This window comes from Syntrophorhabdaceae bacterium (genome assembly GCA_036504895.1).
GTDB lineage: Bacteria > Desulfobacterota > Syntrophorhabdia > Syntrophorhabdales > Syntrophorhabdaceae > PNOM01.
Genome location: DASXUJ010000088.1, coordinates 11879 through 36581 on the forward strand (window position 1 = coordinate 11879; position 24703 = coordinate 36581).

Below are 24703 nucleotides of genomic sequence, written 5' to 3' on the forward strand. Positions count from 1 at the left end.
TTATGTACCATTTGATAAATTCTGCGATAATCCTTTTTGGAGCCCCAGCAGAATGTTGCTAAGCAAAACCTCTCCAAGCTTAATGGGCACTGCATTCCCAATCTGCTCTCCCGCAGCTATCAACCCACCCTTAAATGTAAACCAATCTGGGAAAGTTTGAAAACGAGCCGCTTGTCGGATGGTAATCCCATGATGTTCCGTCGGATGGACGAACCTTCCTTTGGATGGATTTACACAAGCCGTTGTCATGGTGGGCCCTGGTTGTAAGGGGTTTATCCTCCCGTACACGTCTTTATGTCCAGTATGATTTTTGTGACACGGCAAAGTACGTTTCGACTGAAGGCGACTTCCTCCATTTAATGGAGTTGACCTAAATAAATCAACAATTTCCAATGAATGCGTCATATGATAATTGTTCATATCCCCCGGTGGTGGAGGCGTTGTGAAAATGTCTCTTGCCATTTGCCAAGGCTTTAACCGAGGATTTTCCCTTCTGGCCTTTTCGTTGCCACAGGTCGGTGATGGTGGCCAAGTTGTACCGAATGGAACATCATTCCTCACCCCTAGGATAAAAACACGTTTTCTGCGTTGAGGTACTCCAAAGTCCCTTGCATCCAAAATTACTGGATCATGAAGATAATAACCGGTCGTTCTAGCTTTTTCATAGAATTTATTCAGATATTCTTGATGACGAGGCCAGAGAATTCCGGGAACATTTTCCATCAAAAAAACTTTGGGCTTCAGCCTATCTACAAATTCAAAGTATCGCAATATTAATTTATTTCTAGGATCATCAACACCGGCATCATTGAGTCGATGAACGGAAAACCCTTGACAGGGTGGGCCACCCAAGACAATATCACAGCAGTTGCCTTCTGAAAAATGTTTTTTGGCAACAAAAGATGGGGAAACATCAAGTATGTCGCCGTATAGGCTAGGGATTTTGTTTGTTTTGATTAAATTATGTCTGTAGGTGTCACAGGCATGCCGGTTTTTCTCTATGGCAACCTGCACTTTGAGACCGATATTCATTGCAGCAAGAGATAATCCTCCGGCACCTGCAAAAAGATCAATACAGCTGAAGTTCGTGTTCGTCAAATCTTCCGAACCTATAGAATGTAAGAAAAGTCTCAAAATTCAGCTTATCATTAATACTATTCATTTATTGAATTCATGCATGTTTGTAACTTTGTACCATTTAGGTACATCGTTTTTCAAGGTTATTTTCCACATACTCTCATTGAACTAATGGCACTCCCATGTAAAAAACGTTAAACCAATAATTAGTTTCTTGCTAAACCAGAAGAGTCGGACCTTGAAATTTGAATTTCGTAATAATTTATCATTTGCAGGGCCGAATAGCCAAACCCTCCCTACTCCTCCTGACACGCGGGCTTCGGGGGCGGTTCCTGGAGCGACTTGCGGAGTGGCTGGGGGCCCCTGCAGCGGAGGGTTCCGGTGACGGCGCAGCCGGCACGCGCGCCGGATAGGTGGATTGAACCCTACAAAACCAGCCGGTTTGCGAACGACCAATTTACCATGCTCCGAAGACATTCTGCGCACTGAGCGCGAGGAAGCCGAGAGCGTCTTGGGTCCAGCCAACGGAGCAGCCGGAGCGGAAGGAATTGCCCCCGGAGCCCGCGCGTCCCACTCACATCGCGCAAAACCCGACGCTGTGGTATTGGTGGTAATTTTCGCGCTAGACCTCTTACCCTATCCCAGTCCCGAATTATCTGCTAATACTAAAGCTTATTAGTAGATAATTGGTAATTGTCGTGTTATACTAATACTAAAATTATTAGCAGATATTTAGCACTCGAAAACCCGAAGGGAGTACAAGATGAAGATTCCGGAAAAACCTCCGCTGAATTGGCGCAAATATATCTCTTCCGAGATTCTCGCCTCTCCCCCTCGTGCTCTGCAGGAGGCTATCCGGAAAGGCAATCGGGATTATATATATTGGGATAAGTTTAAGTATCTCGTACCGGAGGGAATTTCCCGTGAATCCGCCTGGGCGGCACTCAAGCTGTCCCGAACGCTCAACGCAAGGGACCTTCCCCTGGTAAACCGCGACACCAATAATAACTTCACCTATTGGCAGCCCGACCGCGTTCTGGAATATCTTTATCAGATAAATCGGGATGCTTCGGGAGCTGTCATCACCGGGAATCTCGCGGTACAAGGGAGTGAAAGAAAACTGTTTCTTCTTAATTCGATCATGGAAGAGGCAATTGCCTCCAGTCAGATCGAGGGAGCCGTTACTACGACAAATCAGGCAAAGGAGATGCTTCAACGCGGCGAAAAACCAAAGGACCGGTCGCAGCAGATGATTTACAATAATTACGCGACCATATCGAGAATCAAAGACTTAATCGAATTTCCTGCATCCCCTGTCCTGCTCAAGGAGCTGCAGGAGTCGATGACCAGGGATACTCTCGATAGTAAGGCCCATGCGGGAAGGTTCCGCACCGCATCGGACAAGCCCGTCTATGTCATGAATTTTCGTGGGGATATTCTCCACGTGCCTACGCCGCCCGAACATATTGAGGAGGAAATCGGAAAACTGTGCGACTTTGCCAACCGGGCTCTGGAGGAGTTCATCCATCCCGTCATCAAAGGTATCGTTCTTCATTTCTGGCTCGCCTATATCCACCCCTTTCACGACGGGAACGGCAGGACAGCCCGAGCCTTGTTCTATTGGAACATGCTGCGAAATCATTATCCTCTGTTTGAATATATTTCCATTTCAAAATCTATCCTTAGATCGCGCGCAGACTATTACCGGTCCTTTCTCTATTCCGAGACGGACGAAGGGGACATGACTTATTTCATCGCCTTTAATCTCAAGACCATCTCTGCCGCCCTCGATCAGCTCCATGAATACCTTGAGCGGAAAGGAGTGGAAAGACAGGTTTCCGCCCGGGAGTTTTCCGCCTTCCCCGGCCTTAACCATCGGCAGCAGGAGGTCCTTCGGCGGGTACTCGAAGATCCGGGGGTTGAGATCACCCTCAAGGACCTCATGCAGACATACCACGTAGTGCATCAAACCGCACGCACGGATATTTTAGACCTCACCAATGCGAAGCTGCTCGAAAAAAAGGTAAGGGGAAAGAGGTTCTATTTTGTGGCAGCACAAGATCTGGCAGCCCGTCTGGCCCACGCTTCCTGACGTATCCCTGCGCTCCGCCATGTCGTGGAGTGGCACTAAAAACAGCCAACCCTCCCCACTCCCCTGACGCGCGGGCTTCGGGGGTAATTCCTGGAGCGACTTGCGTAGTGGCTGGGGGACCCTGCAGCGAAGGGTTCCGGTGACGGCGTAGTCGGCACGCGCGCCGGATAGGTGGATCGGGCCGGACAGGACCAGCCGGGTTTGCGGCCGACCGATGTACCGCACTCACGAGACAATCTGCGCACTGAGCGCGAGGAGCCCGGGAGCGTCTTGGGTCCAGCCAACGGAGCAGGCGGAGCGGAAGGAATTGCCCCCGAAGCCCGCGCGTCCGCTCCCCACGCGCAAAACCCGACGCAACGCCCTGTCCTTTGCCGTGGCCTACATGTCCTTTGCCGTGTCAGTTGCCGTGGTTGCTGTTGTGGCCTTCGCCATGGCCTTCGCGATCGTCTTCCCCGTGATTTTCACTTTTGACCTCTTCCCTATAACGGTCCGGCCCGAATTATCTGCTAATGCTAAATCTATTAGCAGATAATTAGCAATCGGCATAATCGAAGGGTCGGACCTGCCGTCGCTCCAACTTCACATAGAAGGGCGGGAAAAGGATATATCCTTTTCCCGCCCTTCTTACGTTTCTCACCTTTCCGGCTTTTGCTTCTTCTATTTCAGGTATCTTTTTTTTTGCGTCTTTACGTGATTCCCTCCAGCGCCTTCCCGAGGGCCTTATTCCCTTCGGCTATGCACTGCCTCGCCTTTTCCAGGCTCTCGGCTGCTGCCGTTTCTCCTGCTTTTTCCGCCCGTTCTTTCCATTTTCCGTATTCTTCGAGGTCGTAGCGGTTCTCTTCCATGAGCCGTTTCAGGACTATCCTCAGCTGCGCCTTATTCTCCATTTCCTCCCTCCTCCGGGTTCTCCGATTTGAGCCCCTCCGTGCTTCTCGGCATTGCGTCTATCTGGTCTATTATGGGTATCTCTGCCGCGCCTGTGACCCCGAGGTCTTTGAATCTCCTGACACTCGGGAGGATGCGTGCTTCCATGGAGCCTACTGTCTTATTATACGCATCGGTGGTCTTTCTGATGTGGTTTCCCAGGTCTTCGAAGTGTTTTGCCATGGTGGAGACCCTGTCGTAGAGCTCCTTCCCTAAGAGGCTCACCTCAGCAGCGTTTTTCGTGATCTGCTCCTGCCTCCAGCCGAAGGCTATGGCCCTGAGTAAGGCGATGAAGGTGGTGGGTGTAGCGGCGATCACCCCTTTCTGGATGCCATCCTCTATCAAGGACGGGTCTTTGTCGAGGGCCGCGCCGAGGAAGGATTCTCCCGGGATGAAGAGGATCACGAATTCGGGGGATTTGGCGAACTGGCTCCAGTATTCTTTTGAGGAGAGGCGGTTCATGTGGGCCCTCACCTGCTGGGCGTGTCGTACGATTTTGGCGGCCCTGCTTTCCTCCGTGGGATCGGCGACGGCGTCCAGATAGGCGTCGAGGGATACTTTCGAATCTACCACTATTTCCCGGTCCGAGGGGAGGTGGATCACCATGTCGGGTCTCACCCTGCCTTTGTCCGTATCTATCGAGCACTGCTCGGTGAAATCGCAATGGGCGGACATGCCGGAGAGCTCGGCCACCCGTTTAAGCTGCATCTCGCCCCAGCGGCCCCTGATCTCCGGCCTCCGGAGGGCGGAGACGAGGTTTCCCGTCTCCTTCTGCAGGCTCTCGTGGCTGAGCGCCAGTGCCCTCAGCTGCTCTTCCAAGCTTCCGTGGGCCTTGAGCCTCCCCTGCTCCATGGCCTTCAGCTCTTCTTCGTAGCGCCTGAGCGTCTCCTTGAGGGGTGCGATCATGCCGTCCATGGCGGCCTGGTGCTCGCCGAGATTGCCTTTTGCGATCTCGATTACCTTTTCCAGGTGGAGGGATGCGACCCTTATGAAGTCTTCGCTGCTTGCCTTTAACGCCCGGGACGAAAGGGCGTTGAAGGTGTCGGACATCTCCTTCTTCAGCCCTTCGAGGAGCCTCTTTTCCGCTTCCAGGCTCTTTTCCGCTGCGTCGAGTCTCGTTGCCGCTTCGATCCTCGCGCCTTGCTCGCGGGTCAATTCAACTCTTAACGCCGCCTTTTCCCGCTCGTCGGCTTCAATCCGGCGGCGCAGCTCCTGCCCGACGGCTTCGGCGCTCCCCGCCGCGGCCGCAGATTCCGAGATGCTCCTGCGCGAGGCGGATGCGGCCCATATCCATGCGACCGCCGAGCCCGCAATGAGACCGAGCACCAGGGCGCCTATCTCTGTAAGGGTTATCATCGTCTCTTCAGATCAAAGGAGGTTCCGGGTCAGTGGCTGTCTTTCAGGCGGGCAGTCATCTGCTTTATCTCCGTCTGGATCTCCCTCGGGGGCTTGCACACGACGCACTTGTCGAGCTCCTCGAGGGCCAGTTCGTGGTTCCCCTGCTTTTCGTATATCTGGGCCATGAGCATATGAGCGCGGGCATAGCTCCGGTTGAGGGCGAGGGTCCTCTCCACGCTCGCGAGGGCCTCGTCGAACTTCGACAACGCGAGATAGACTTCACCCAGGGCGCAGTAAAAATCCGGATAAGGCAGATTCTTTGCCGAGATGAATTGGCCTTGTTCGAGGGCCTCTTCGTTTTTGCCGAGGGTCTTTAACGTATAGAAGAGGTTGAACCGGGCCCCGAGATAGTTCTTATTGAGCTCCACGGCCCGGCCGAAAGAGAGGCTTGCCTCCTTGAGGTCGCCAAGCCTCAGGTAGAGGGTGCCCAGGCTGTCGTGAAGGTCCGGGTAATTGGAGTGCTTGTCGATGTGCTCTTGCACGAGAGGGATAAGGGCTTCGCACAAGGAGCTGTCCTCCTCTGAGACGCTCATGATTATGGAGACGATCTCCGACACATCGGGACCGATCTCGATATGCTTGATGAATTCGTGCATGGTCTGGGCGATCTGCCGCTCGCCGCCCAGGACCGTGTTGAGGATGCCCGAGAACTCCCCCTCCCTTTCACGCTCCGGGCCCTTTGTCGACTTCAGGGCATTGATCGTCATCTTCAGGTCATGGTCCTGGGGATCGATCTTACGGGCGCCCTCAAGCTCCTTGATGCCCTCCGATACGCGCCCGAGGTGACAATAGAGAAAACCGAGCTTCGCCTTTGCGTTTTTATAGGTGGGGTTGATCTCAAGGGCGCGCTTGAAATGGGCGATCGCCTGCTCCGGCTCGTCGCAGCCCGTATAGAGGATGCCGAGATAGTATTGGATATCCGCATAGGTGGGGAATTTCTCCTCGACCGCGGTCAGCTCCGTCAGGGCCTCGTCATATTTTCCGAGGTAGGCATAGCTCAGAGATGCCTTGATCCTGGCCTGGAGGTAATTCGGATTAATTGCCAGGGCGTTCTCGAAGGAATCGATGGCATCGTTCATAGAACCCCGTCCCAGGTAGGCAAGGCCGAGGCGGTAGTGGATATCCGCATATTCGGGGTTATGCTTCAGGATCTTCCGGTAAAGGGAGATCACCTTGTCCCACATGCCGAGGTTATGGAAGGCCACCCCGAGCTTCAGCCTGGTGGGGAGGTTGGAAGGCTCGATATCGAGGAGCGCGGTGAAGCTCTTGATGGCGCCTTCGAAGTCGCCGAGGTTATTTTGCGCCACTCCGATGAAATGATAGAGCTCCGTATAATCGGGGTTGAACTGGAGCGCCTTCTGGAACTCATGGAGGGCAATGGAGAAGTTTCCCATGGCAAAAGAGATGATCCCCAGGTTCCGATGGGCCTGGCTCAGATAGACGCGGGACAGGTTATGATGGAGGCTCGTAGTCGAGGTTTTCCGCTTGAGGATCTCCTCGAACTTCTCTATCGCCTCCTTGTACTGGTGTTTATTGAAAAGACGTATCGCCTCGTCGTATTCTTCGTCTTTTCCGAAGGAGAATACCCGTTTGAAGAAACTCATCCTAACCCCCTTGCGAGATCCGGGACCATCAGGCCGCCCCTTTTCTCGATAACACGGCCTTCACAGTCATCAATATGATTTTGAAATCGAGAGTCAAAGACCAGTTCTCAATATACTGAAGATCCAGCTTCATCCATTCGTCAAATTTTATCTCATTCCTCCCGCTCACCTGCCACAGACACGTCACGCCCTGGGTCACGGAAAGCCTCTTTCGCTGCCATGGCCTGTATTGGAGGACTTCCTTGAGGATTGGCGGCCTCGGTCCCACAAGACTCATGGTGCCGAAGAAGACATTGAACAGCTGGGGGAGCTCGTCGAGGCTCGTGCTCCTCAGGAGCTTTCCGATTCTCGTATGGCGCGGGTCTTCCTTGATCTTGAAGACAGGCCCATCCATCTCGTTAAGGTGCATCACCTTCTCGAGCATCTTGTCCGCACCGCTCACCATGGTGCGGAATTTAAACATCTTGAAAGGCCTGCCGTGCTTGCCGATCCTGTCCTGGATGTAGAGCGCGGGGCCCGGGGAATCCCGTTTGATCAGCAGGGGGATGATGATCCAGAAGGGGGTGCAGAGCGCAATCAGGATCCCCGAGACGGTTACGTCAAATACCCTTTTGAGAAACAGCTTCTCCGGGCTGTAAGGCAGGGGCTTGAACAGGATCGTCGACATGTCCTGGAGGGGTTCGGCGGAGACGCCGATTGTCTTGGCGAGCAGGGTGGAGACATCGAGAACGAAATCGATCCCGATCATCTCGCAACGGTTCGCGAGGTTCCGTATCTGGGTGGTGCTGTCCGTCCCGCCGGTGAAAAAGATCGTGTCGACCACGTTTTTTTCGAGGATCTGGGGCAGGTCGTCCACGAGACCCAGGACCTTATAATGTGAGATCTCCCGGCCCACCTCCGTCTTTTCATTGGTGAGGAACCCCAGCACCTCGAACCCCCAACCCGGGTTTCCCTCGAAAAGACCTGCCGCCTTCACGGCCCGCTCACCGGTCCCCGCGATGAGAAGATACTTCGTGTACCTGCCCTTCTTCTGCTCCATTCTTATGTAGAGCAGCACGAGGAGCCTGTCCATCATAAGGAACACCCACGAGAAAAAGACAAAGGCAAAAACGAGCCAAATATCTTCTCTGAAGGAATAGTTGACCAGGACGAAGGCCATGAAAATGAGTCCCGTAAAGAGGCAGGGGATCGCCGTCTGAAGCGCCATAGTTTTGATCTTTTTCGCCTGGAGCACCCGGTGGCGGTACCAGAACTGGTAAAAAAAGACAAAGATCATAAAAAAGAAAGGCAGGGTCAGGAGATACCTGTCCCAATAGATAGAACTGGCCCCTATTATTCCGAAGCGCACGTAGGGATGGAGCGCATGGAGGAGCTTCATGTAAAGGGAGACGGAGAGGACATAGGAGAGGATAATGAAGAGGCAATCGAAAAAAAAGATGATGGGGGAGAAATATCGCTCGTGCTCTCGTATCATAGACGGTTAGCTATTTCCTTTTTCCCTTGCCTAGCGTTTTTCTGAAAAGCTCCTCATAGGACGTGGTCACCTTGTCCCATGTGTAATTTTCCTCGATCATTTTTCGAGCCTTCTCCCGATACTCCGTCACCGAGATCCCGCCGTCCGTCGCCATCTGAAGTTTTTCCTGAAGGCTCGTCTCGCTGTTTTCGTCAAAAATGACGGCTGCATCCCTTACCACTTCCCTGTTCTCGGGCGTTCCGTTGACGATCACGCAATTGCCGAAGCCCATCGATTCGATGAGGGCGGGATGGGTCCCCCCGACGGAGGTGGCGTGGATATAGACGTAGGCGTGTGACTGAAGCTCCTTATAGCCGTCGCCGAAGACAAAGCCGGTGAATATGATCCTCGGGTCCCTCGTCGATTTGAGGTTCTTGATATACTCCTCGCTGTAGGGGGCGTCCCCCACGATGACCAGCTTCTTCTCCGTCTTGACCTTCTCAAAGGCCTTGATCACGAGATGGGCATTATTCTCAGGCTCGAGCCTGCTCACGTAGAGGAAATAGTCCTCGGGGACAAGGCCGAAGGCGTCGAGAGCCGCCCTGGTACGGGCCTTCTCCGTCTCTGCCCCATAGGGAATGAAGACCGTATCTTTCCCGTAGGTCTCTTTATAGTAATGCTCGATCACCAAGGCATCCGAAATTGCCACATTGGGAAAAATGCACGCCCCTATCTCTCCCATCCGGTACCAGAGCTTGCCGACGGCATTCCATTTCGCCCTCATCCGCTCAATCCCGTCCACGTTTATGAGTACTTTCTTTCCCGTCAGACGGGGGATAAAGGAAAAGAGGCTGTTCGCCGCATTGCACAGGAGGATCACCTGGTAATCCCTGAACATGGCATGGAGCATGGAGATGAAGGTATGGACCACGGTATCGAAATACTTGTGGCTGATGGTGGGAAGGATCACGAGCCGAACACCCTTATAAAAGGGCTCCGGGTAATGTATGATGTTCGACCGCCCGTAGACGGTCACTTCGTGGCCCCGTTCGACCAGACGCAAGGAAAGCTCCTCCGCAAAAGTCTCGAATCCTCCGTAACATGCCGGAATGCCGCGGGTACCTATTATGGCAACCTTCAATGGGCGACTCTTATTTTCTTTTTTCAAATTTCCCCTTCACGAACGTGCGGAACGATAGGAAATACTTACTCTATGGGCCCTTTAAAGTCAAGGTTTTTCGGGCTTGCGCGTCCCCTCTCCCGCGGGCGCGGCAAGAAGAGGAATGGCGTTACGGTCTATCATGGAAAGAGCGATATCGGCCCCGCAGGCGTGATCGGAATATTGCGAAAGGCCGAGGGTGAGCCTGCCCGCGCCGCACCCGAAATCGAGTGCCTTACCCGCGCCGACCTTCAGGCCGAAAGAGTCGGTCTTCAAACGATTTTTCCTTGACAATACCGGTCTTTTATAATGAAGTATAGACTCGGAAATGGCAAGAAACGGATATATACCGGAAATGCGGGTGAGCCGTGGCATCGGTATAATCCTCGTGACCCTGGGACATAGCGAACCGATCAGGTCCGTATTTCCTCTCTTGTTTTCAGTCATCTATGCCTTTCACATGCCTCTATTTTTCTTTCTTTCCGGTTTTTTTTCCCTGAAGGACCGGCAGGCGCGATCCCTGTCGGAATGGATCAGGGTAACCGGGAGAAGCCTCCCCGGTCTGATCATACCTTATATTTGCGTCAGCCTTCTTTTCAGCCTGCTCAAATATTTCGTTCCCCACCTGGCGGTCCGTCCGGTTGTCCCCACGCGACTTTTTTTCGACATCCTCGTCTTTCCCGCCCAGAACCCTGCGCGCTTCCTCTGGTTCCTTTATGTGATTATCATTCTGCGCGCCCTGACGCCCCTTCTTGCCGCCGCCAACCCCTATTTCATAATCGCGGCCCTTCTCATTCCTCAGGTGTTCGAGCCTGATATCCCCCTTTTCGGAACGAGCCTGATCCTCCACTACGGGATGTTCTATTGCCTGGGGATGCTTGTTTCCACGGTCCAGGAGCAGTTCCTCGCCCTATTGAAGAAGCAATGGCTCCCTCCGGCGGCCCTTCTGTTTTTTGCAGCCGGTTATATACTCTTCGTGAAAACCGGGTGGTTCCTTTTGCCCTTGAGCAACGCCTTATGGGGCATCATCTTCACTCTTTCCGTCTGTTTCTGCTACAGCAGGTTTCTTCCGCGGAAAATATTGGAGACCGCGGGGACCTACTCGTTTTCCCTTTACCTTCTTCAGTATTTCTTCATATTTCCGGTCTACCTGCTCCTTGCCAGGTCCATTTCACTGCCGGGGCCCTGGATCGTGCCATGTACGTTCGCGGCAGGCCTGGCAGGTCCGCTTTTCATGATTTTCTATGTCTTCCCCCACAGCAGGGTCCTCTCCCTTCTCCTGAGCGGGAACGAAAAAATGCCCGCCAGGCAGCAATAACGTTTTCCGCCTACTTCCGGGCAGCGAGATACCCCCATGCGAAGGCATTGGGAGCGATGGTCTGGTGCACGGTAAATTCACACATCATGGGGTACCAGAACACGTCCCAGTAATTCTCGATCACCGGCCAGCTCGCGGCCGCGGGAAAACAGAAGTTCCCCGCGTACATGTGAAGCGGGTTCTGGGGTCCTCCCAAATGATCGACATCTAAGGGTCCCTCCACCGTAAGCCCGGGGGGCGGCGCCTGCCGGGTGACCCTCGAATCCATGTGGAGCACGTGGCGGGGATAGGCATGGCCCACTCCGGTCGTATAACAGAGGTTGAGGGGGTTGGCGCCGGCTCCGGTCTGGGCCGCGAGCACCACGGCGGAAAGATACTCTTTTTTCCCCGTAATAATGTGGGCCCGTATGACGGAGAGAGAGTCGGGGACGGTAAAAGTACCTGCGAAGGCAGGTCTCCACGGCTCCTTCATCCAGCGGTAGCCTGTCTTCGTCTGGCTCTGGATGCGTGCATCCGCGTCGGCAATGATGGCGCTCACACAATTGCGCTTTAAAGAAGGATTCATTCCCGGCCGGTCCGTCCCCTGATAGACCCATGCCGCCTCCGACTGGTCGTGGCGTTTATGGATTGAAAGGGGAGTGCCGCCGGCCCCGAAGACCGTGGTTGCCTGAAAAAGGTCGTGCCATCCGCGGTCTCCCGTGGTACGGAAAAGTTCGGCAGAGGCAAGGTTTCTCATGTCCTTCACCTGGTGGTAAGGATAGGAGAGGTTATAACGCTCTTTCAGCTCCCTCTCCGCCCATGTCATGGCACGCAGCGCGCTCTCCCGGTATCGGCGGGCGAGATCGGGGCTCTGCTTTCCCAGCACATGGGCGGCCCGGGCGGCCGCGCCTGCATAACTGTAGCTCGACCAGACATCGGGCGCGTAGGACATGACGTCGTGGGTCTCCTGCCAGCTCGCCTCTCCATACTTCGGATGACCCGCGGACTCTATGCCGCCCCGCACGCCGCCGTCCTCCGTCATAATCCTTCCGAAGAAATCGATCGACCAGAGGGCCTCCTGCATCAGGTCCGGCAGGGCCTGGTGATCCGTAGGGATATTCAGCTTGAGACGGTCGAAGTAGGAAGGAAAGAGGCTCCAGAGGTCCATGAGCAGCCGCGCGACGTCAAGGTGCTGGATGCGGCGGTCCCAGTCCCCCGCGTCACAGTAGCCGCCCCAGGCGTTCGGGAGGGTTCGTCCCGTTTTATCGAGGAGAAGGGAGGTAAAGGCGTCGTTCCCTTCTTTGAGGCCGTTGCCCGTCTCCATCAGCGGCATCTTTGATTCATAGACCTTTACCCCGTCTTCGGGATTGAAATTTCTCGGCCGTTCAAAGGTGGTATAAGGCGGACCTATCTTAATGCCGCTTCTTTGGTGATAAAGGCCCCGGGCCGAAACGTAAAAGGCTTTTGCCCACGCGTCCGGGGCGATATTGAAGGCATAGGAGCAGCCCACGCCCTCCACGTATATCCTGTAGGCGCCCGTCCTGGTCACGCTGCTGAAATCGAGGGAATAGACATCGGTCCCGTTGAAATTCCGGTTGTAGGCGTCTTCATTTTTTTCCGATGCGGCTTTTGACAGCCTTATGTCCCCTTCGTAGACCGTCTCTCCCGTGCCCTGGTCCAGGAGAAAGAACTTTTTGACCCCCCTGTAATCCATGGGTCCACCGCTTCCCATCCAGAGGGAGAGAAATGCCACCTTTGAAGGATCGTCCGGCCGGAACCCTATATGGCTCACATGGACCGCCTCGCTTCTCATTACGCGGGGATCGAAGGTGAATTTCCGGTCGGGGAGATTATGCATTTTGAGGGAAAGCGTGTAATTTCTCCCGGCTTTCAGCGGTGAAGGGAACCTGAGGTAGAGCCGGTGCTCCATGGGCGCGTCGAACCCGCCGGCCACCCTCGCCAGGTCGGTGGGCTTGCTCTTCCTGTATACCGTGGAGGGAGAGACGCCTCTCGAGTAGTCGGGGTCATCGGATGAGGTGACGACATAGGTCTCTTTAAGGTCCGAAAGCCTCGTGTCGAGCTTTTCCCCCGCGACCCGGTCGAGGGTCATCACTTTCGTGGAATTGCAGATGAGGGCGCCTATGGTCTTTCCCCCTTGTTTTATCCAGGTATTGCCCGATTCGTCCCGGAAAGGGGAGCCCTCCAACTCGCGCGAGTAGGGTTTTTGCATGCCATAATCGACGGCGCCCGCCTCGAGGGTAAGGCCGAGTACCCCGTCGGACACGGGTCCTATCTCCACGAGCCTGGGAGCGGCGCCCTGCTCCGCAGTCGTTTCCTGTCTGCCCGCTCCGCAAAAGGCGAGAAAAAGGCACATGCCCAACAAAATGCAAGAAATGGAGCGGCGTTTCATCGTCACTGCGACGATGCCCCCGGCCCCCTCAGCTCGTCTTCAAAAAGAGTGAAGGGTGTATCCGGCAAAGGCACCTGCTCTTCGCACCGGACCACGGCTTCCGCAGCCCAGTAACAGGTATTCTCGTTGACCAGCCTCAGGGGGACCATTCGGTAAATATATCCGCTGCAATTAAACTCCGGCAGGGGCCCCGATTTCATTAAGGCCTCGTCGGGACTGCGCTTGATCAGCTCTAAGTCATATCCGCAGTTGAAGACCGGGGTTCTCCGCTCGAGGACCCTGAATTTCTTTTCCCCCAGTAGTTTGAGGTACTCCACGTGCAATTGGTCCGGATGAAGGTCCACGCTGGGAAGGGCCACCACGTTCCCCGATTCCATGCCGGGCTTATAGGTGCGTGACTCATGGGAATAGAGGTAACAGACTCGTTCGATGAGGTAGGGCTGGACCACGGCGAAGGAGGCCTTTCCCACATAGCATTGGCCGCCGAAGGCAAAAGAGAAAAACCCGGAGATAAAGATGAGAGACGGAACCAGGGCGCCGATGCCCTTAGGATTGAACATTTTGTCTCACTCCCGTCACCGCGTCCCGGCGCACCGGGGCCGCTTCTTTTGTTGCCACGAGGATACAATCGGTTTCATTGGCATCGACCTTTCCCAGACTTAGAAGTTTTAGAAGCATGCCCGCTCCGGAAAAAAAGAAGTCGACGGTCCGGAAACGATCACGCCAATTCTTCTGGACCGGTCCCTCGTAGAGGCGAAAATAATTTACAAGAAATCCCTGGGCCTCTAAGAATTTTTTTAGGTGTCGGGGCTCGATAAAGGGGCGGACATAGGTGGGGAACTGCCCGTCGCCCTCCCGGTCGCCCATGACCACACGGTAAAATAGGACGTGGAACCAGTAGGGCGTGAACTTGGTCACCAGTCCCTTCACGGAGAGGAGGTTCGGGAATGCGAGAATAAGGACCCCTTGTTCTTTCAGGGTTTTTGTGAAATTCATCACTGCTTTTTCGGGTCTCGACAGGTGCTCCAGCACGTTCCAGCAGATGACCGCATCAAAAGTCGCCTCGGGCAGGGGATAGGTTTCAAGATCGCCCACTATCCTTTCCTGGATAGAAGAGTTTCTTTCCAGCCGTTGCGCGGAGATGTCGATGCCCACTGTTTTCTCCGTTCCCCTGATGCGGATGTGGCTCATGGAGCCGCATCCCGCTTCGAGGAGGACCAGGGGTGGCTTATCTTTAAAGATATTCCCGAGGAGACCCTCCAGCTCGCTGAGTTGCTTTTCCATGGGATTCCTTTCCTCTCCCGCCCCTATTGGGAATTCCTTATCTTAAATCTTTTGAGCCGTATCCGGATATACCACCATTGAAGAGGACTCAATAGAGAAGTATACACGGGTTTCGCCCCGTTGGACAGATAGAAGCTGAGCGCGGCCAACCGGAACGGATCGCTGGTGAGATAGACGGCATCATAATGCTCCCGGCCGAAATAGGCGAGGGTGCGGAAGCAAAGGGGGTAGGAAAGACCTTTGCCGCGATGAGCGGGCTTGATGATAAACCACATGCCCATCCCGATCTTCTTTCCCTTGGCTGATGCGTCACACGCGCTGAAACAGCCCGTGAGCTCCTTTCCCCACCATACCCCCGAGGCGGAATCAGGGGTCGCCAGGCGATTGAAAATCTCTTCCCTTATCCTTTCGGCCGTCCAGACACCGAAATTGCCGTCCGAGTTGAGAAGGCTCGCCCATGCTTCAGCGTCGGCCTCCCGGTCAGGTGAACGGAGGGAATAGCCGTCCGGCGCCGTCCATTCTCTCCGGGACAACTCCGCAAGAAGGTCCATTGAGAAAGTGAATTTCACCTGCCGCTGGTAAAACAGGGAAAAAACATTCCTGGTCAAAACCATCAGCCGTGCGGTTTTACGAGGCATAACGCACCTTGAGCTTGGACGCAACTTCACCGAGAAGGCGAATGGCATTCCACGGGAACACCTTCAAAATGAATATGAGCGCCCCATAGACCACCACGCCTGCGGCCACGTTAAGGAAAAGATGGTCGTCTCCCAGGGGACGGAAATAGAGAATCCCCAGAAGGGTAAGGTTTGCGCCCGCGATCTTCACCCACGGAGCTGCCTGGAAAGGGTTACCCACATGACGGATCACAAAGACCAGGGTAGTGGAGCTCAAGAATACCTCGCACAGGAGCAGTGCCCATGCAGAACCTACGAAACTGTACTGCGGAATCCAGAGATAGTTGAGGAGAATGCTTATCACGGCGGCTGCCGCGGTATTCCAGTATGCAAAGTGGACGACGCTCATCGAAAGGACCACGGCCGACATGAAGAGCGACAGGAAGACGAGCATGCCCGCCCACATCAGAATGGCTAAGGACGGGGCCGCGGGAACAAAGCTCTCACCGAAGATAGTCCTGATCAGGACGGGGGCCAGGAAGGTCATCAGTATGGCGAAAGAGACCCCGAAAATCCCCACAAGCTCCATAATCATTACGGATATTCGTTTGAGCGAGGCGAGATCATGCATGGCCTTGGCGGAGAGTATGGGTATAAAGGGGCCCACGAGAATCGCCCCGGCCATGACAAATATCTCGAAGAATCGGTAGGAAGCATTGAACATGCCTACGGCGAAGTCGGATTTCATGGCTGCGAGCATGAATATGGGCACCCTGCCGCTCACGATCGTAAAGAATGCAGAGACCCCCAGGGGAACGGCAAGGACCAATATCTGCTTCATCCGTGCCGGCTCGATGACGAAAGAAGGCTTTATCAGCCTGGAGGTAAAATAATAGGCGGAGACGCCGTACACTATGTTCGCGATCAGGAACGCGAGGACGACGGAGAGAAGGTCGCCGGAGAACCCCAGGGCCAAGAGGGAGAGGAGCAGGTAGACTGCCCCGTAGAGAAGGGACGAGTACATGGAGAGCCAGGGCCTTCTGTGCACCTGGAAGACAGGCTCGAAAAACCTGGCGGAGAGGAAGGGTATAAAAAGGGAGCCGATGAGAAGGACCAAAAAGAGGTCCTTTCTCATCATGTACCCCGCGATGACCGCAATTGCCACCGATATCAGGCTGAACGCGGTCTTCAGCACGAGAAAGTTTCCCCAATAGGATTTCTTGTCTCCCTGAACCTGGGCGATATCCTTTCCCAGTACGGAGGTCATGCCGAAATCGGCAAATTGGGTGAAGACGTTCAGAAATGTGATCACGTAGGAGTAACGGCCGAAGAATTCCGTCCCTCCCGCCCGTGCAATAAGGACGAAGATGGAGAAATTGACCCCGAAGGTGCACAAACGCCCCACCGATTGTGCGATCAGGTTGGTGAGATATTGTCGCGCCGTGCTCATATCCGGGAGAGATTACCAGACCTCTCCGTCCATGACCCTCGTATAGAGCTCGACATAATCCCGGGCCATGCGGGCGTCTGAAAAATGCTCCTCCGCGTAAGCCCGGCAGTCCTGGGGCCTCACCTCGTCTATCCGACCGACCGCGGACCTCAGGCTCTCGACGGAATTACAGAGAAAGCCGTTGACCCCGTGCACAATCTGCTCCGGCACGCCCCCTTCGGCAAATCCTATCACCGGGGTACCCGATGCGAAAGCCTCGAGCACCACCAGGGGGAAGGCATCAAACCAACGGGGCGTCTGAATGAGGGCCCGTGCATCCCGAAGGTATTTGTTGGTGCCCTGTATCTCGCCGATATAGGAGACATTGGGAGAGAACCAGAGGAGCGGCTTCAAGACCGTATGATAGTAGAGCTTGTCTTCAATGTTTCCCGCGATCAGCAATTTTTCGGGTATTCTTCTGAAGGCCAGGGCCGCGAGGTGCTGCGCCTTATATCTCGCAATCTTCGAGATATGGATGAAATAATCCTTTTTATCATAACTGTAGTCATACTTGTCCAGTTCCAGTCCGTATTGCACGTACCGGGTGGCGCCTCCGCATTGCCTTGCATGGGCCGCGCTGCATGCCACCAGGTTTTGCCTCCTGTAATCGGGCGCCGGGGGAATGCAGGTGGAGATCACGGAAGGGATCTCCGGGTGCCTCAGGACAAAGAGGTTCTGAAAAGACCAGTCGTGGATCACGTCCACCGGGTTCGCCCTCAGGTACTCCTCCATGGCCGCACAGAGAGGCTCTTCCGATATGACATCCGACGGCCGCCTGATGCCGCTCGGGGCCTTGGAAGGATCGTATCCCGGCACCTCCACCGTCTTTCCCGAGCAGTAGCTGCCGGGGATGGCGAAAAGGGTGACATCATGACCCGCCTTTACGAGGCCCTCGACGAGAGTATAGACGACCCGCTCTATGCCTCCATATCCATCGGGAGGCGTTTTTTTAAATACGATCGAGACGACGGCGATCTTCATTTTAATTCGCCTCGCTCATGACTTTCCGGAATGCCCGGATCACGTCCTCTACGTCTGTCGGGGAAAGGGCCGGGGAAAGGGGGAGGCTGATGGTCCTGTCCCCGATCCGCTCCGCATTCGGGAACTCGCCCTCTTTCCAGCCATAGGTCTTCCGGTAGTAGGGATGACGATGGATGGGGATATAATGGACCCCCGTCCCTATGTTTTCCGCGGTGAGGGCATTGAGCACCCAGTCGCGGCTCCTCCCCAGGCGGTCGATATCGATGAGCGGGGTGTAGAGGTGATAGGCGTGGCGCGTCTCTTCCTCCACCGGCGCCGGCACGGTACAGGCGAGGTCGGCGAAGCTTCTGTTATAGGTATCCCATATGTCCCTGCGCTTCTCCCAGTAGGGCTCGATCCTCTTCAACTGCTCCACCCCTATGGCGGCGGTTATGTCGGGCATATTGTACTTGAAGCCCGCGAAGACCACGTCGTAATGCTTGTACCCCTCGTCGGAAAACCTTTTCCACGCATCCTTGCTCATGCCGTGAAGGCCGAGGACTTTTACGGTCGAGGCGATCCTCTCGTCGTCCGTCACGATCATTCCCCCTTCGCCGGTAATGATATTTTTGGTGACATAGAAGCTGAAACAGCCGATATCGCCAAAGCTGCCCGATTTCTCGCCCCTGTATTCCGATTCGATCGCATGGGCGCAATCCTCGATGATCATGAGGTTATAGCGTTTCGCGATCCTCCGTATGGGGTCCATATCACAGCAACGGCCCGCGAAATGGACGACGAGGATGGCCTTTGTTTTCGCCGTGATCTTCTCCTCTATGAGAGAAGGCGAGATATTCATGGATGGGAGATCGCAATCGACGAGCACGGGGGTGGCGCCGCTGTGAATGATGGCATTGACCGTCGCGCAGAAGGTCATGGTGGTGGTGATCACCTCGTCGCCCGGCCCTACTCCGCTCGCCAGCAGGGAGAGATGGAGGGCCGCAGTGCACGAGTTGACCGCCACGGCGAAGCGCTTTCCCTTGTAGGCGGCAAAATCTTCCTCGAACTGATGGGCCAGGGGCCCCGTGCCGATCCAACGGCTTTTCAGGCAGGCGACCACCCGGTTGATCTCCGATTTTTCGATGAGGGGCGCCCCGAAGACGAGGAACTTCCCTTTTCGACGGGCAGGGGTCCCTCCATAGAGGGCCAGTTTCGTACTCGTCTTATTGTTCTTCTTATTTGCGGCGCATTTCATGTCGTATATTCTCCCGCTCCAGAGCTTTATATATCTTCCTGTAGAACATGAGGGATAGATTTTCGTCTGACTTTGAGAGCCGCCGCGCAAGAAACAGCATCAAAGGAATGGTCCTTCTGTTGACCAGGATGCCCGCGGCCAGGTATTTAAGCCTTTTCTTCGCCGGCAGCCCGAGATAAAAACCGACGGAGGCGAGCTCGTCCTTCAGGTGGGGCGATTTCTTGTACCAAAGGGCGAGTGTTTTCCCGCTCAGTTTCCCAAGCTCGAGATAGGACGTCTCCGTGAGGTGGTGGTAGTGGTAGCCGAGCGCCTCCGGCTTGTACATGATCCTGAGACCGTGGTGGGACAGCCTCTCGGCCAGCTCGACATCGTCGTTGTAGCGGAGACTCTCGTCAAAAAGGCCGTATTTCTCGAGAAATGTCTTCTTTACCGATATATTGCACGTGAAGAAGGCGTGCCAGTCCAGCTCCGTACGGCCCTTCCACAGGTCAAAGGCGGTATCGAGGTGCAATTTGGCGAATAAAGAGGGCGGCATATCGGGTGACATGGTGATCCTCCCGAGGACCGCCACATTTTCGGCCGGATATTCCCTATGGCACGCGAGATGGGTCTCCAGTACCCCCGGGGTCGCCACGGTATCGTCGTTGAAAAAGAAGAGTATCGGTCCGGCCGCGTGGCGGATCGCATTATTGCGGGCGGCATTCTGGCCGCTGTTCGGCTGACGGAGGTAGAGCAGGTTGGGAAACACCTCCTCCTGAAAGCGTCTCGCCCTTTGGCCTGTATCGTCCCCGGATCCGTCGTCGGCCACGATCACCTGAAAATCCGCGAGGGGAAGGGTCTGCTTCGAGAGGGCGTCAAGGCATTTTTCGAGTATCTCGGCCCGGTTATAGGTGGGAATGATCACGGTGGCAAGGATATTCCGGTCGGACATTATTTATCTCTCTCCGGGAATTTTGTGCGCGGGTCGTGTGCTTCCTTCTCCCACGTGAGGGCGCGATTATAACCGGTGCGTATCATCCTGATCTCACGCTCAATGGTCACGGGACACTTCCTTCATGATTTCAAGCATTTTCATCGCGGTCTTATCCCAGCCGAACTTCTTCGCCTGTTGAAATCCCTTCGCCCTCATCTCCGATTTTAGCGCGTCATTGGAGACCACGCGGAAAATCGCGTCACCCAGACCCTTCACATCGAGGGGGTCGAGGAGTATGCCCGCATCTCCCACCACTTCCGGCAGGGAGGTGAGGTCGGAGCTTATTACCGGACATCCCGAAGACATGGCCTCGAGACAGGGGAGCCCGAAACCTTCATATAGGGAAGGATAGACAAAGACATCTGCAAGGCCGTAGAAGAGGGGAAGGTGCTCCTCGGGCAGGAACCCGGTGAAAATGAGCTCGTTTTTCCAGGGTGAACGGCTGATCTCCTCCATCTCGTCAGGGGGCAGGAAATCCCTGACGCCTCCCACCACCAGCTGGTGGGGGATTCCTTTTTCCGTTTTCAACGCCCCGTAGGCGGCAACGAGGCTCCTCAAGTTCTTCCTCTTATTGAGCCTTCCCACGTAGAGTATGTACTCCCCTGTGACCCCGTAGCTTTTCACCACTGCCCGGGCAGCCTCTCTATCCTCGAGGGGCTTGAAAAGGGGCCCCGCGCCGTTATACCCCACCTCGACATGATCGGGCGGCACATGATAATTCCTGACGATGTCCTCTTTCGAAAATTCGGAGACGGTCATCACCTTGAAGGCCCGTCTCACATTATGGGGGATAAGGATCTGGTCCTTCACCCTTTCGAAGGCGGTGAAACATTCCGGGATGGCAAGAAAAGAAAGGTCATGGACCGTGAGGATAAGTTTTCCCCTGAAAAAAGGAGGGCCGTAATAATTCGCATGAAGAATGTCGATCCGGTCCTTATAGGTCATAAGGCCCATACGAAGCATTCTGACGGGCGGCGACCCCGCCCCCAAAGAGCGGAGGCTTACGTGGGGATAGGAATCGAAGGTCCTGTAATAAGCATACGCGGAATCGGTCACGTAGAGGAGATAGGCGTTCGTTCTGTCGAGGGAGACGAGCCTCTCCACGAGGTTCCTCATATACGTACAGTTTCCCGTACCCTCTCTCTCCGCCAGATGAAAATCGATCCCTATCCTCATATGCATTCTTTCTCTGTTTTATTTATCGGATAAGAGGGGAAAAACGTAAGAGCCGCCGTCGGTGCGGTTTTCTTCCGCTCCCCGTGCGCGCATCAGGAGTGTGACCTTCGGGTGAGGCGGGTGCATGGGCCTTCCCTTCACGGCCGGCCCGGCAATCCGGCTCAAAGAAAGACCGCCTACGCTCCCCTTCATTCCTTTTTGAAAAAGGCGCTATCGGCGGGATGGCGGAACATGTGGGTGAGGAGGTATCCGGCATAGGCGCCCATCATCCGTGCTTTCCTCCTGCTCATATCTCTCCCCTGTCTCAGGTTATGGAGGCGGTAAAGCAGGAATCTGCCCAGGTATCCCCAGGCGAGGATAACGTCGAAGAGAAAGGCGGTATGGCCCCCGTGGTACGTTCGGTACAGCCTGCGAAGATTTTCGAGCCAGACCGGGGAAATACGCTCCTCAACACCACGGTCCGCACTCCCGCCCTGGAGATGCACGATCTTAAGGCGAGGCAGATAACAAATCCGGTACCCGAAAGACCTGATGCGGCAGCCCCACTCCACATCCTCGGCATACATGAAGATCCCTTCGTTCAGAAGACCCGTGACGGGCAGTATGGACCTTCTCACGAGGAGATCGGCCCCGCATATCCAGTCCACGTCAAGCTCATTGCCGCCCGGGTTGCCGTTGAGAAAGAGGCCCTTGCATCGGCGAGGCCATACTCTGGAGAGGAAAAAGGCAAAATTGAAGGCGGTGATCAGCCCCGGCTTGAAGCCTGCGTCTCCTACCTGGCGGCTGCCGTCGGGAAAGACGAGACCACAACCGCTCGCACCCACATCCGCCGAGCGGTCCATGAATGCTATCCAGTTCTTGAATATCGCAGGATCGGGTATTATCGTATCCGGGTTGAGGAGAAGGAGATATTCCCCTTTCGCCTCCCGGATCGCCCGGTTATTTGCCTTCGCGAACCCCTCGTTCGATTCATTTTGTATGAACCGTACTCCCCCGAACTGCGCTACAGCCGCTGCCGTGCCGTCGGTGGAGGCATTGTCCACCACGATTATCTCATGGGGTACCCCCACATCATCCCGCGTAACGGAGGCGAGGCAGTCGGCAACAAAATTCTCGGTGTTCCAGGTAACTATTATTATCGAGAGCTTAAGGAAATCATTTCTCACAGGTAAGTTCGCGGGATTGCGCTTAAGCGGGGAGAGGACGCACCACAGCAGGTCCCCAATGGCGGAGGCCGGGCGCGGTATCGGGGAAAGGCCTAAAGACCAGGGCTCTCTTCCTTTCTCCTGAGGATGCTCATGGCTCCTATGAGGCCGAACATGGAATAGACGAGGGTTGACACATTCATCAGGATCCTGAACCCGGGATCGGCGGAGCCATGGATCAGCTGGGCAATCAGGCCCGCGGCTGCTCCCACTGCAATCGCCTGTTGCCAGGGAGGGGCCCTCAGCATCACTTTGAAGGCGATCACCAATGCGGCAATAAACATCCACAAAAACGCGATGAGGCCGACGGTGCCCGTCTCGGCCCAGACGGCAAGATAGAGGTTGTGGACCACGTGGGTCGAGGTCCTGAACAGACTGGAACCACCGGTGGTATCGTAGGTTTTGAAGACCTTGGCAAGATTGTTGAGCCCCACCCCGAAAACCGGGAACTGCCTCACGATGGACAAGGCCGCCTTGTTGAGCGGCGCCCTTGTGGCCGCGGAGCCAAAATCTTCATAGGTCAGGCGCTTCTGGACCGTGGGATAGGCGAGTATGCCGAGACCGCAAAAGATCATTCCCACGAAGAAAAGCCCCACGAGGGTCTTGCTCTGGGTGATCTTCTTCCTTATGAGGCAGAAGAAGACGAGGGCAAGGGGCAGGGGCAGGGACATCCATCCGCCACGGGACAGGGTGGTCATGATGCCCACCAGACCCACGATAGTCACGAAGGAGTACCATATCTTGCGCAGAGGCCTCTCCTCGCCCAGAAACATGGCGAACATGAGGGGTATGAGTATTTCGAAATAATAGGCGAGGATATTCGCATGGCCGATGGTCCCACTGGCCCGGCTGCCTGCATACCACACCTCGAGGGTTCCCAGCTCCCTTTCTCCCAGGGCGGAGAGACCGAGGGTGTGGCCGGTGTAATACTGGTACATGGCAATTGCCGTTTCAATGACCACGCCAGCCGACAGGGTCAGCAGGAATGTATCTACCTGGGACCTGTCCTTCAGGTTCATCACGATAAAAAAGATTATGAGGAGCGATCCCAGGCGGGCCAACTCCAGCAGGCTGAGCTCCGGGGAAGCCGCGTTGGCGAAACTGAGCATGCCGCTCAGGATGTAAATAATGGGGGCCCACAGGAGGGTGCGGTTATACCTGAATGTCGGCTCCGTCGTCCTCTTGGTATAATGCTCGTACAGGAAAAGTACATATAAGAGAAGGGCGGAGAGGAGGCTCAGCCCTATGTCGATGCTCGTCACCCCCACGTACTCACGATAGAGAAGGTTGATGTCGAGGTTAAAGGGGATGCCCAGGCCGAGGAATATTATGGCGATGGAGGTGAGGTTCTTCCGGCTCGCAAAATAGAGTACCCCCACAAGAAACGCCAGGGCCGCCAGGAGGGCGAGGATGGTTTTCACCTTCAGCTCGTCGAGAAAAATAGCGGTAGCGGCAGCCCCTATCCCTAGAATAAAGGGGAGTACTATCCTGGCGTATGATTCTTTACGATAAGCGGGATACATCGGTGCCTTGCCCTTTGCGCCTCATGGCCCGAAGGGCTACAGGAGATTATAGACAGCGCGGGGAATATAGTATTCTCGTTTGTTCAGAATGGCCCCGAAAATGTTCGCGTTGGCGGTCTCGAGGTTATGCTTTGCGGCCGAGGCCACTTCCCATCTCGTACCCTCGGCTTCTACCACCATCACGACTCCGTCCACATGGCTCGCAAGAATGGGCGTCTCCGGATATTGAGTCAGGGGGGCGGAATCAAAGATGATGAGATCGTGGATATCCCTCAGCTCATCAAGAAGCCTTATGAATTCAGGGGTTTCAAAGAGTAGTATGGGATTTTGGACTTTTCGTCCCGCGGGAATGAAATAGAACCTTTCCGGCCTGACCTCGACCACGCCCGCTTTCAGGGATATCTCTTCCATGACGAGCTCCGAGAGGCCGTATTCCCTGTCGCACCCGAAATACTCATGGAGCACGGGGTTCCGGAGGTTTCCATCGATAAGGACCACGCTTTTCATCGAGCTGCTGGAGAAGGCACTCGCGATATTGAGCGCTATGGTCGACGCGCCTTCGCGGCGGTTGCATGATGCGACCACCATGGCGCAATTTCCTTTTCTGCCTTTTCTCGTTTTCTTGGGGACTGAGAGCAGGTCCCACGTGACCCGGTAAAAATGGTCGAATAGGCCGGGCATAAGGCGAAGGGCGGGCGGAAAACCGTGGGGACCGCCATAATAACCCGATTCATCGGAAAGTTCTTGTTTATCTATCATGGTTCTTCCTTCGTTTTATACCTGTCCATTCGAACCTCCTATGAGAAA

The 24703-nt window shown here is 55.0% G+C and carries 21 protein-coding genes; 2 read left to right on the top strand and 19 right to left on the bottom strand.

The features are described 5' to 3' along the window. On the bottom strand, positions 1-1098 hold the full coding sequence (locus VGJ94_12420) for a DNA cytosine methyltransferase (protein ID HEY3277416.1): 1098 nt from the start codon (positions 1096-1098) through the stop codon (positions 1-3). 742 nt (positions 1099-1840) lie between these two features. Here VGJ94_12420 and VGJ94_12425 point away from each other — a divergent pair. Beyond that, entirely contained in the window at positions 1841-3169 is a 1329-nt protein-coding gene (locus tag VGJ94_12425) for a Fic family protein (protein ID HEY3277417.1), read from the top strand. Between the two features lie 686 nt (positions 3170-3855). On the opposite strand, the gene VGJ94_12430 is transcribed toward VGJ94_12425, so the two are convergent. The 6 genes from VGJ94_12430 to VGJ94_12455 are packed head-to-tail and all read right to left on the bottom strand — an operon-like array spanning position 3856 to position 9983. Beyond that, positions 3856-4056, bottom strand: a complete 201-nt coding sequence (locus VGJ94_12430; GenBank protein HEY3277418.1) for a hypothetical protein — start codon at positions 4054-4056, stop codon at positions 3856-3858. Beyond that, positions 4046-5449, bottom strand: a complete 1404-nt coding sequence (rmuC, locus tag VGJ94_12435; protein HEY3277419.1) for a DNA recombination protein RmuC — start codon at positions 5447-5449, stop codon at positions 4046-4048. The genes VGJ94_12430 and rmuC overlap by 11 nt, the downstream gene beginning before the upstream one ends. 29 nt (positions 5450-5478) lie before the next feature. Then, a complete protein-coding gene (locus tag VGJ94_12440; GenBank protein HEY3277420.1) occupies positions 5479-7095 on the bottom strand; it encodes a tetratricopeptide repeat protein in 1617 nt (538 codons plus the stop codon). 28 nt (positions 7096-7123) lie between these two features. Then, positions 7124-8569: a sugar transferase gene (locus VGJ94_12445; GenBank protein HEY3277421.1), complete on the bottom strand. Its 1446-nt coding sequence runs from the start codon at positions 8567-8569 to the stop codon at positions 7124-7126. A 10-nt stretch (positions 8570-8579) separates the two neighbouring features. Beyond that, the gene (locus VGJ94_12450) at positions 8580-9716 is read right to left on the bottom strand and encodes a glycosyltransferase (GenBank protein HEY3277422.1); all 1137 of its coding nucleotides are present in this window, start codon (positions 9714-9716) and stop codon (positions 8580-8582) included. Positions 9717-9776: 60 nt separating this feature from the next. Next, complete coding sequence (locus VGJ94_12455) at positions 9777-9983, bottom strand: hypothetical protein (GenBank protein HEY3277423.1); 207 nt, start codon at positions 9981-9983, stop codon at positions 9777-9779. Between the two features lie 52 nt (positions 9984-10035). Here VGJ94_12455 and VGJ94_12460 point away from each other — a divergent pair, with 52 nt between their 5' ends. Next, positions 10036-11025, top strand: coding sequence for an acyltransferase family protein (locus tag VGJ94_12460; GenBank protein ID HEY3277424.1), 990 nt, complete (start codon positions 10036-10038; stop codon positions 11023-11025). Positions 11026-11035: 10 nt separating this feature from the next. Here VGJ94_12460 and VGJ94_12465 read toward each other — a convergent pair whose 3' ends face one another. From VGJ94_12465 to VGJ94_12520, 12 genes are all read right to left on the bottom strand, one after another. After that, positions 11036-13414: a glycoside hydrolase family 9 protein gene (locus tag VGJ94_12465; GenBank protein ID HEY3277425.1), complete on the bottom strand. Its 2379-nt coding sequence runs from the start codon at positions 13412-13414 to the stop codon at positions 11036-11038. 2 nt (positions 13415-13416) lie between these two features. Then, positions 13417-13974 carry a hypothetical protein gene (locus tag VGJ94_12470; protein ID HEY3277426.1) on the bottom strand — a complete coding sequence of 186 codons (558 nt, stop codon included), beginning with the start codon at positions 13972-13974 and terminating at the stop codon, positions 13417-13419. Further along, complete coding sequence (locus VGJ94_12475) at positions 13961-14698, bottom strand: class I SAM-dependent methyltransferase (protein HEY3277427.1); 738 nt, start codon at positions 14696-14698, stop codon at positions 13961-13963. The genes VGJ94_12470 and VGJ94_12475 overlap by 14 nt, the downstream gene beginning before the upstream one ends. Positions 14699-14721: 23 nt before the next feature. Further along, the gene (locus VGJ94_12480; protein ID HEY3277428.1) at positions 14722-15336 is read right to left on the bottom strand and encodes a hypothetical protein; all 615 of its coding nucleotides are present in this window, start codon (positions 15334-15336) and stop codon (positions 14722-14724) included. Beyond that, a complete protein-coding gene (locus tag VGJ94_12485; protein ID HEY3277429.1) occupies positions 15326-16765 on the bottom strand; it encodes a flippase in 1440 nt (479 codons plus the stop codon). Before VGJ94_12485 ends, VGJ94_12480 begins: the two co-directional genes overlap by 11 nt. A 12-nt stretch (positions 16766-16777) precedes the next feature. Continuing rightward, positions 16778-17785, bottom strand: coding sequence for a glycosyltransferase family 4 protein (locus VGJ94_12490; protein ID HEY3277430.1), 1008 nt, complete (start codon positions 17783-17785; stop codon positions 16778-16780). Position 17786: 1 nt separating this feature from the next. Continuing rightward, the gene (locus VGJ94_12495; protein ID HEY3277431.1) at positions 17787-19019 is read right to left on the bottom strand and encodes a DegT/DnrJ/EryC1/StrS family aminotransferase; all 1233 of its coding nucleotides are present in this window, start codon (positions 19017-19019) and stop codon (positions 17787-17789) included. Next, on the bottom strand, positions 19000-19950 hold the full coding sequence (locus VGJ94_12500) for a glycosyltransferase family A protein (protein ID HEY3277432.1): 951 nt from the start codon (positions 19948-19950) through the stop codon (positions 19000-19002). Before VGJ94_12500 ends, VGJ94_12495 begins: the two co-directional genes overlap by 20 nt. A 99-nt stretch (positions 19951-20049) precedes the next feature. Then, a complete protein-coding gene (locus VGJ94_12505; GenBank protein ID HEY3277433.1) occupies positions 20050-21168 on the bottom strand; it encodes a glycosyltransferase family 1 protein in 1119 nt (372 codons plus the stop codon). A gap of 188 nt (positions 21169-21356) precedes the next feature. Beyond that, on the bottom strand, positions 21357-22334 hold the full coding sequence (locus tag VGJ94_12510; GenBank protein ID HEY3277434.1) for a glycosyltransferase family 2 protein: 978 nt from the start codon (positions 22332-22334) through the stop codon (positions 21357-21359). A gap of 92 nt (positions 22335-22426) precedes the next feature. Then, complete coding sequence (locus VGJ94_12515) at positions 22427-23896, bottom strand: O-antigen ligase family protein (protein HEY3277435.1); 1470 nt, start codon at positions 23894-23896, stop codon at positions 22427-22429. 36 nt (positions 23897-23932) lie between these two features. Further along, positions 23933-24655: a CpsD/CapB family tyrosine-protein kinase gene (locus VGJ94_12520; protein HEY3277436.1), complete on the bottom strand. Its 723-nt coding sequence runs from the start codon at positions 24653-24655 to the stop codon at positions 23933-23935. Between the last annotated feature and the right edge of the window lie 48 nt (positions 24656-24703).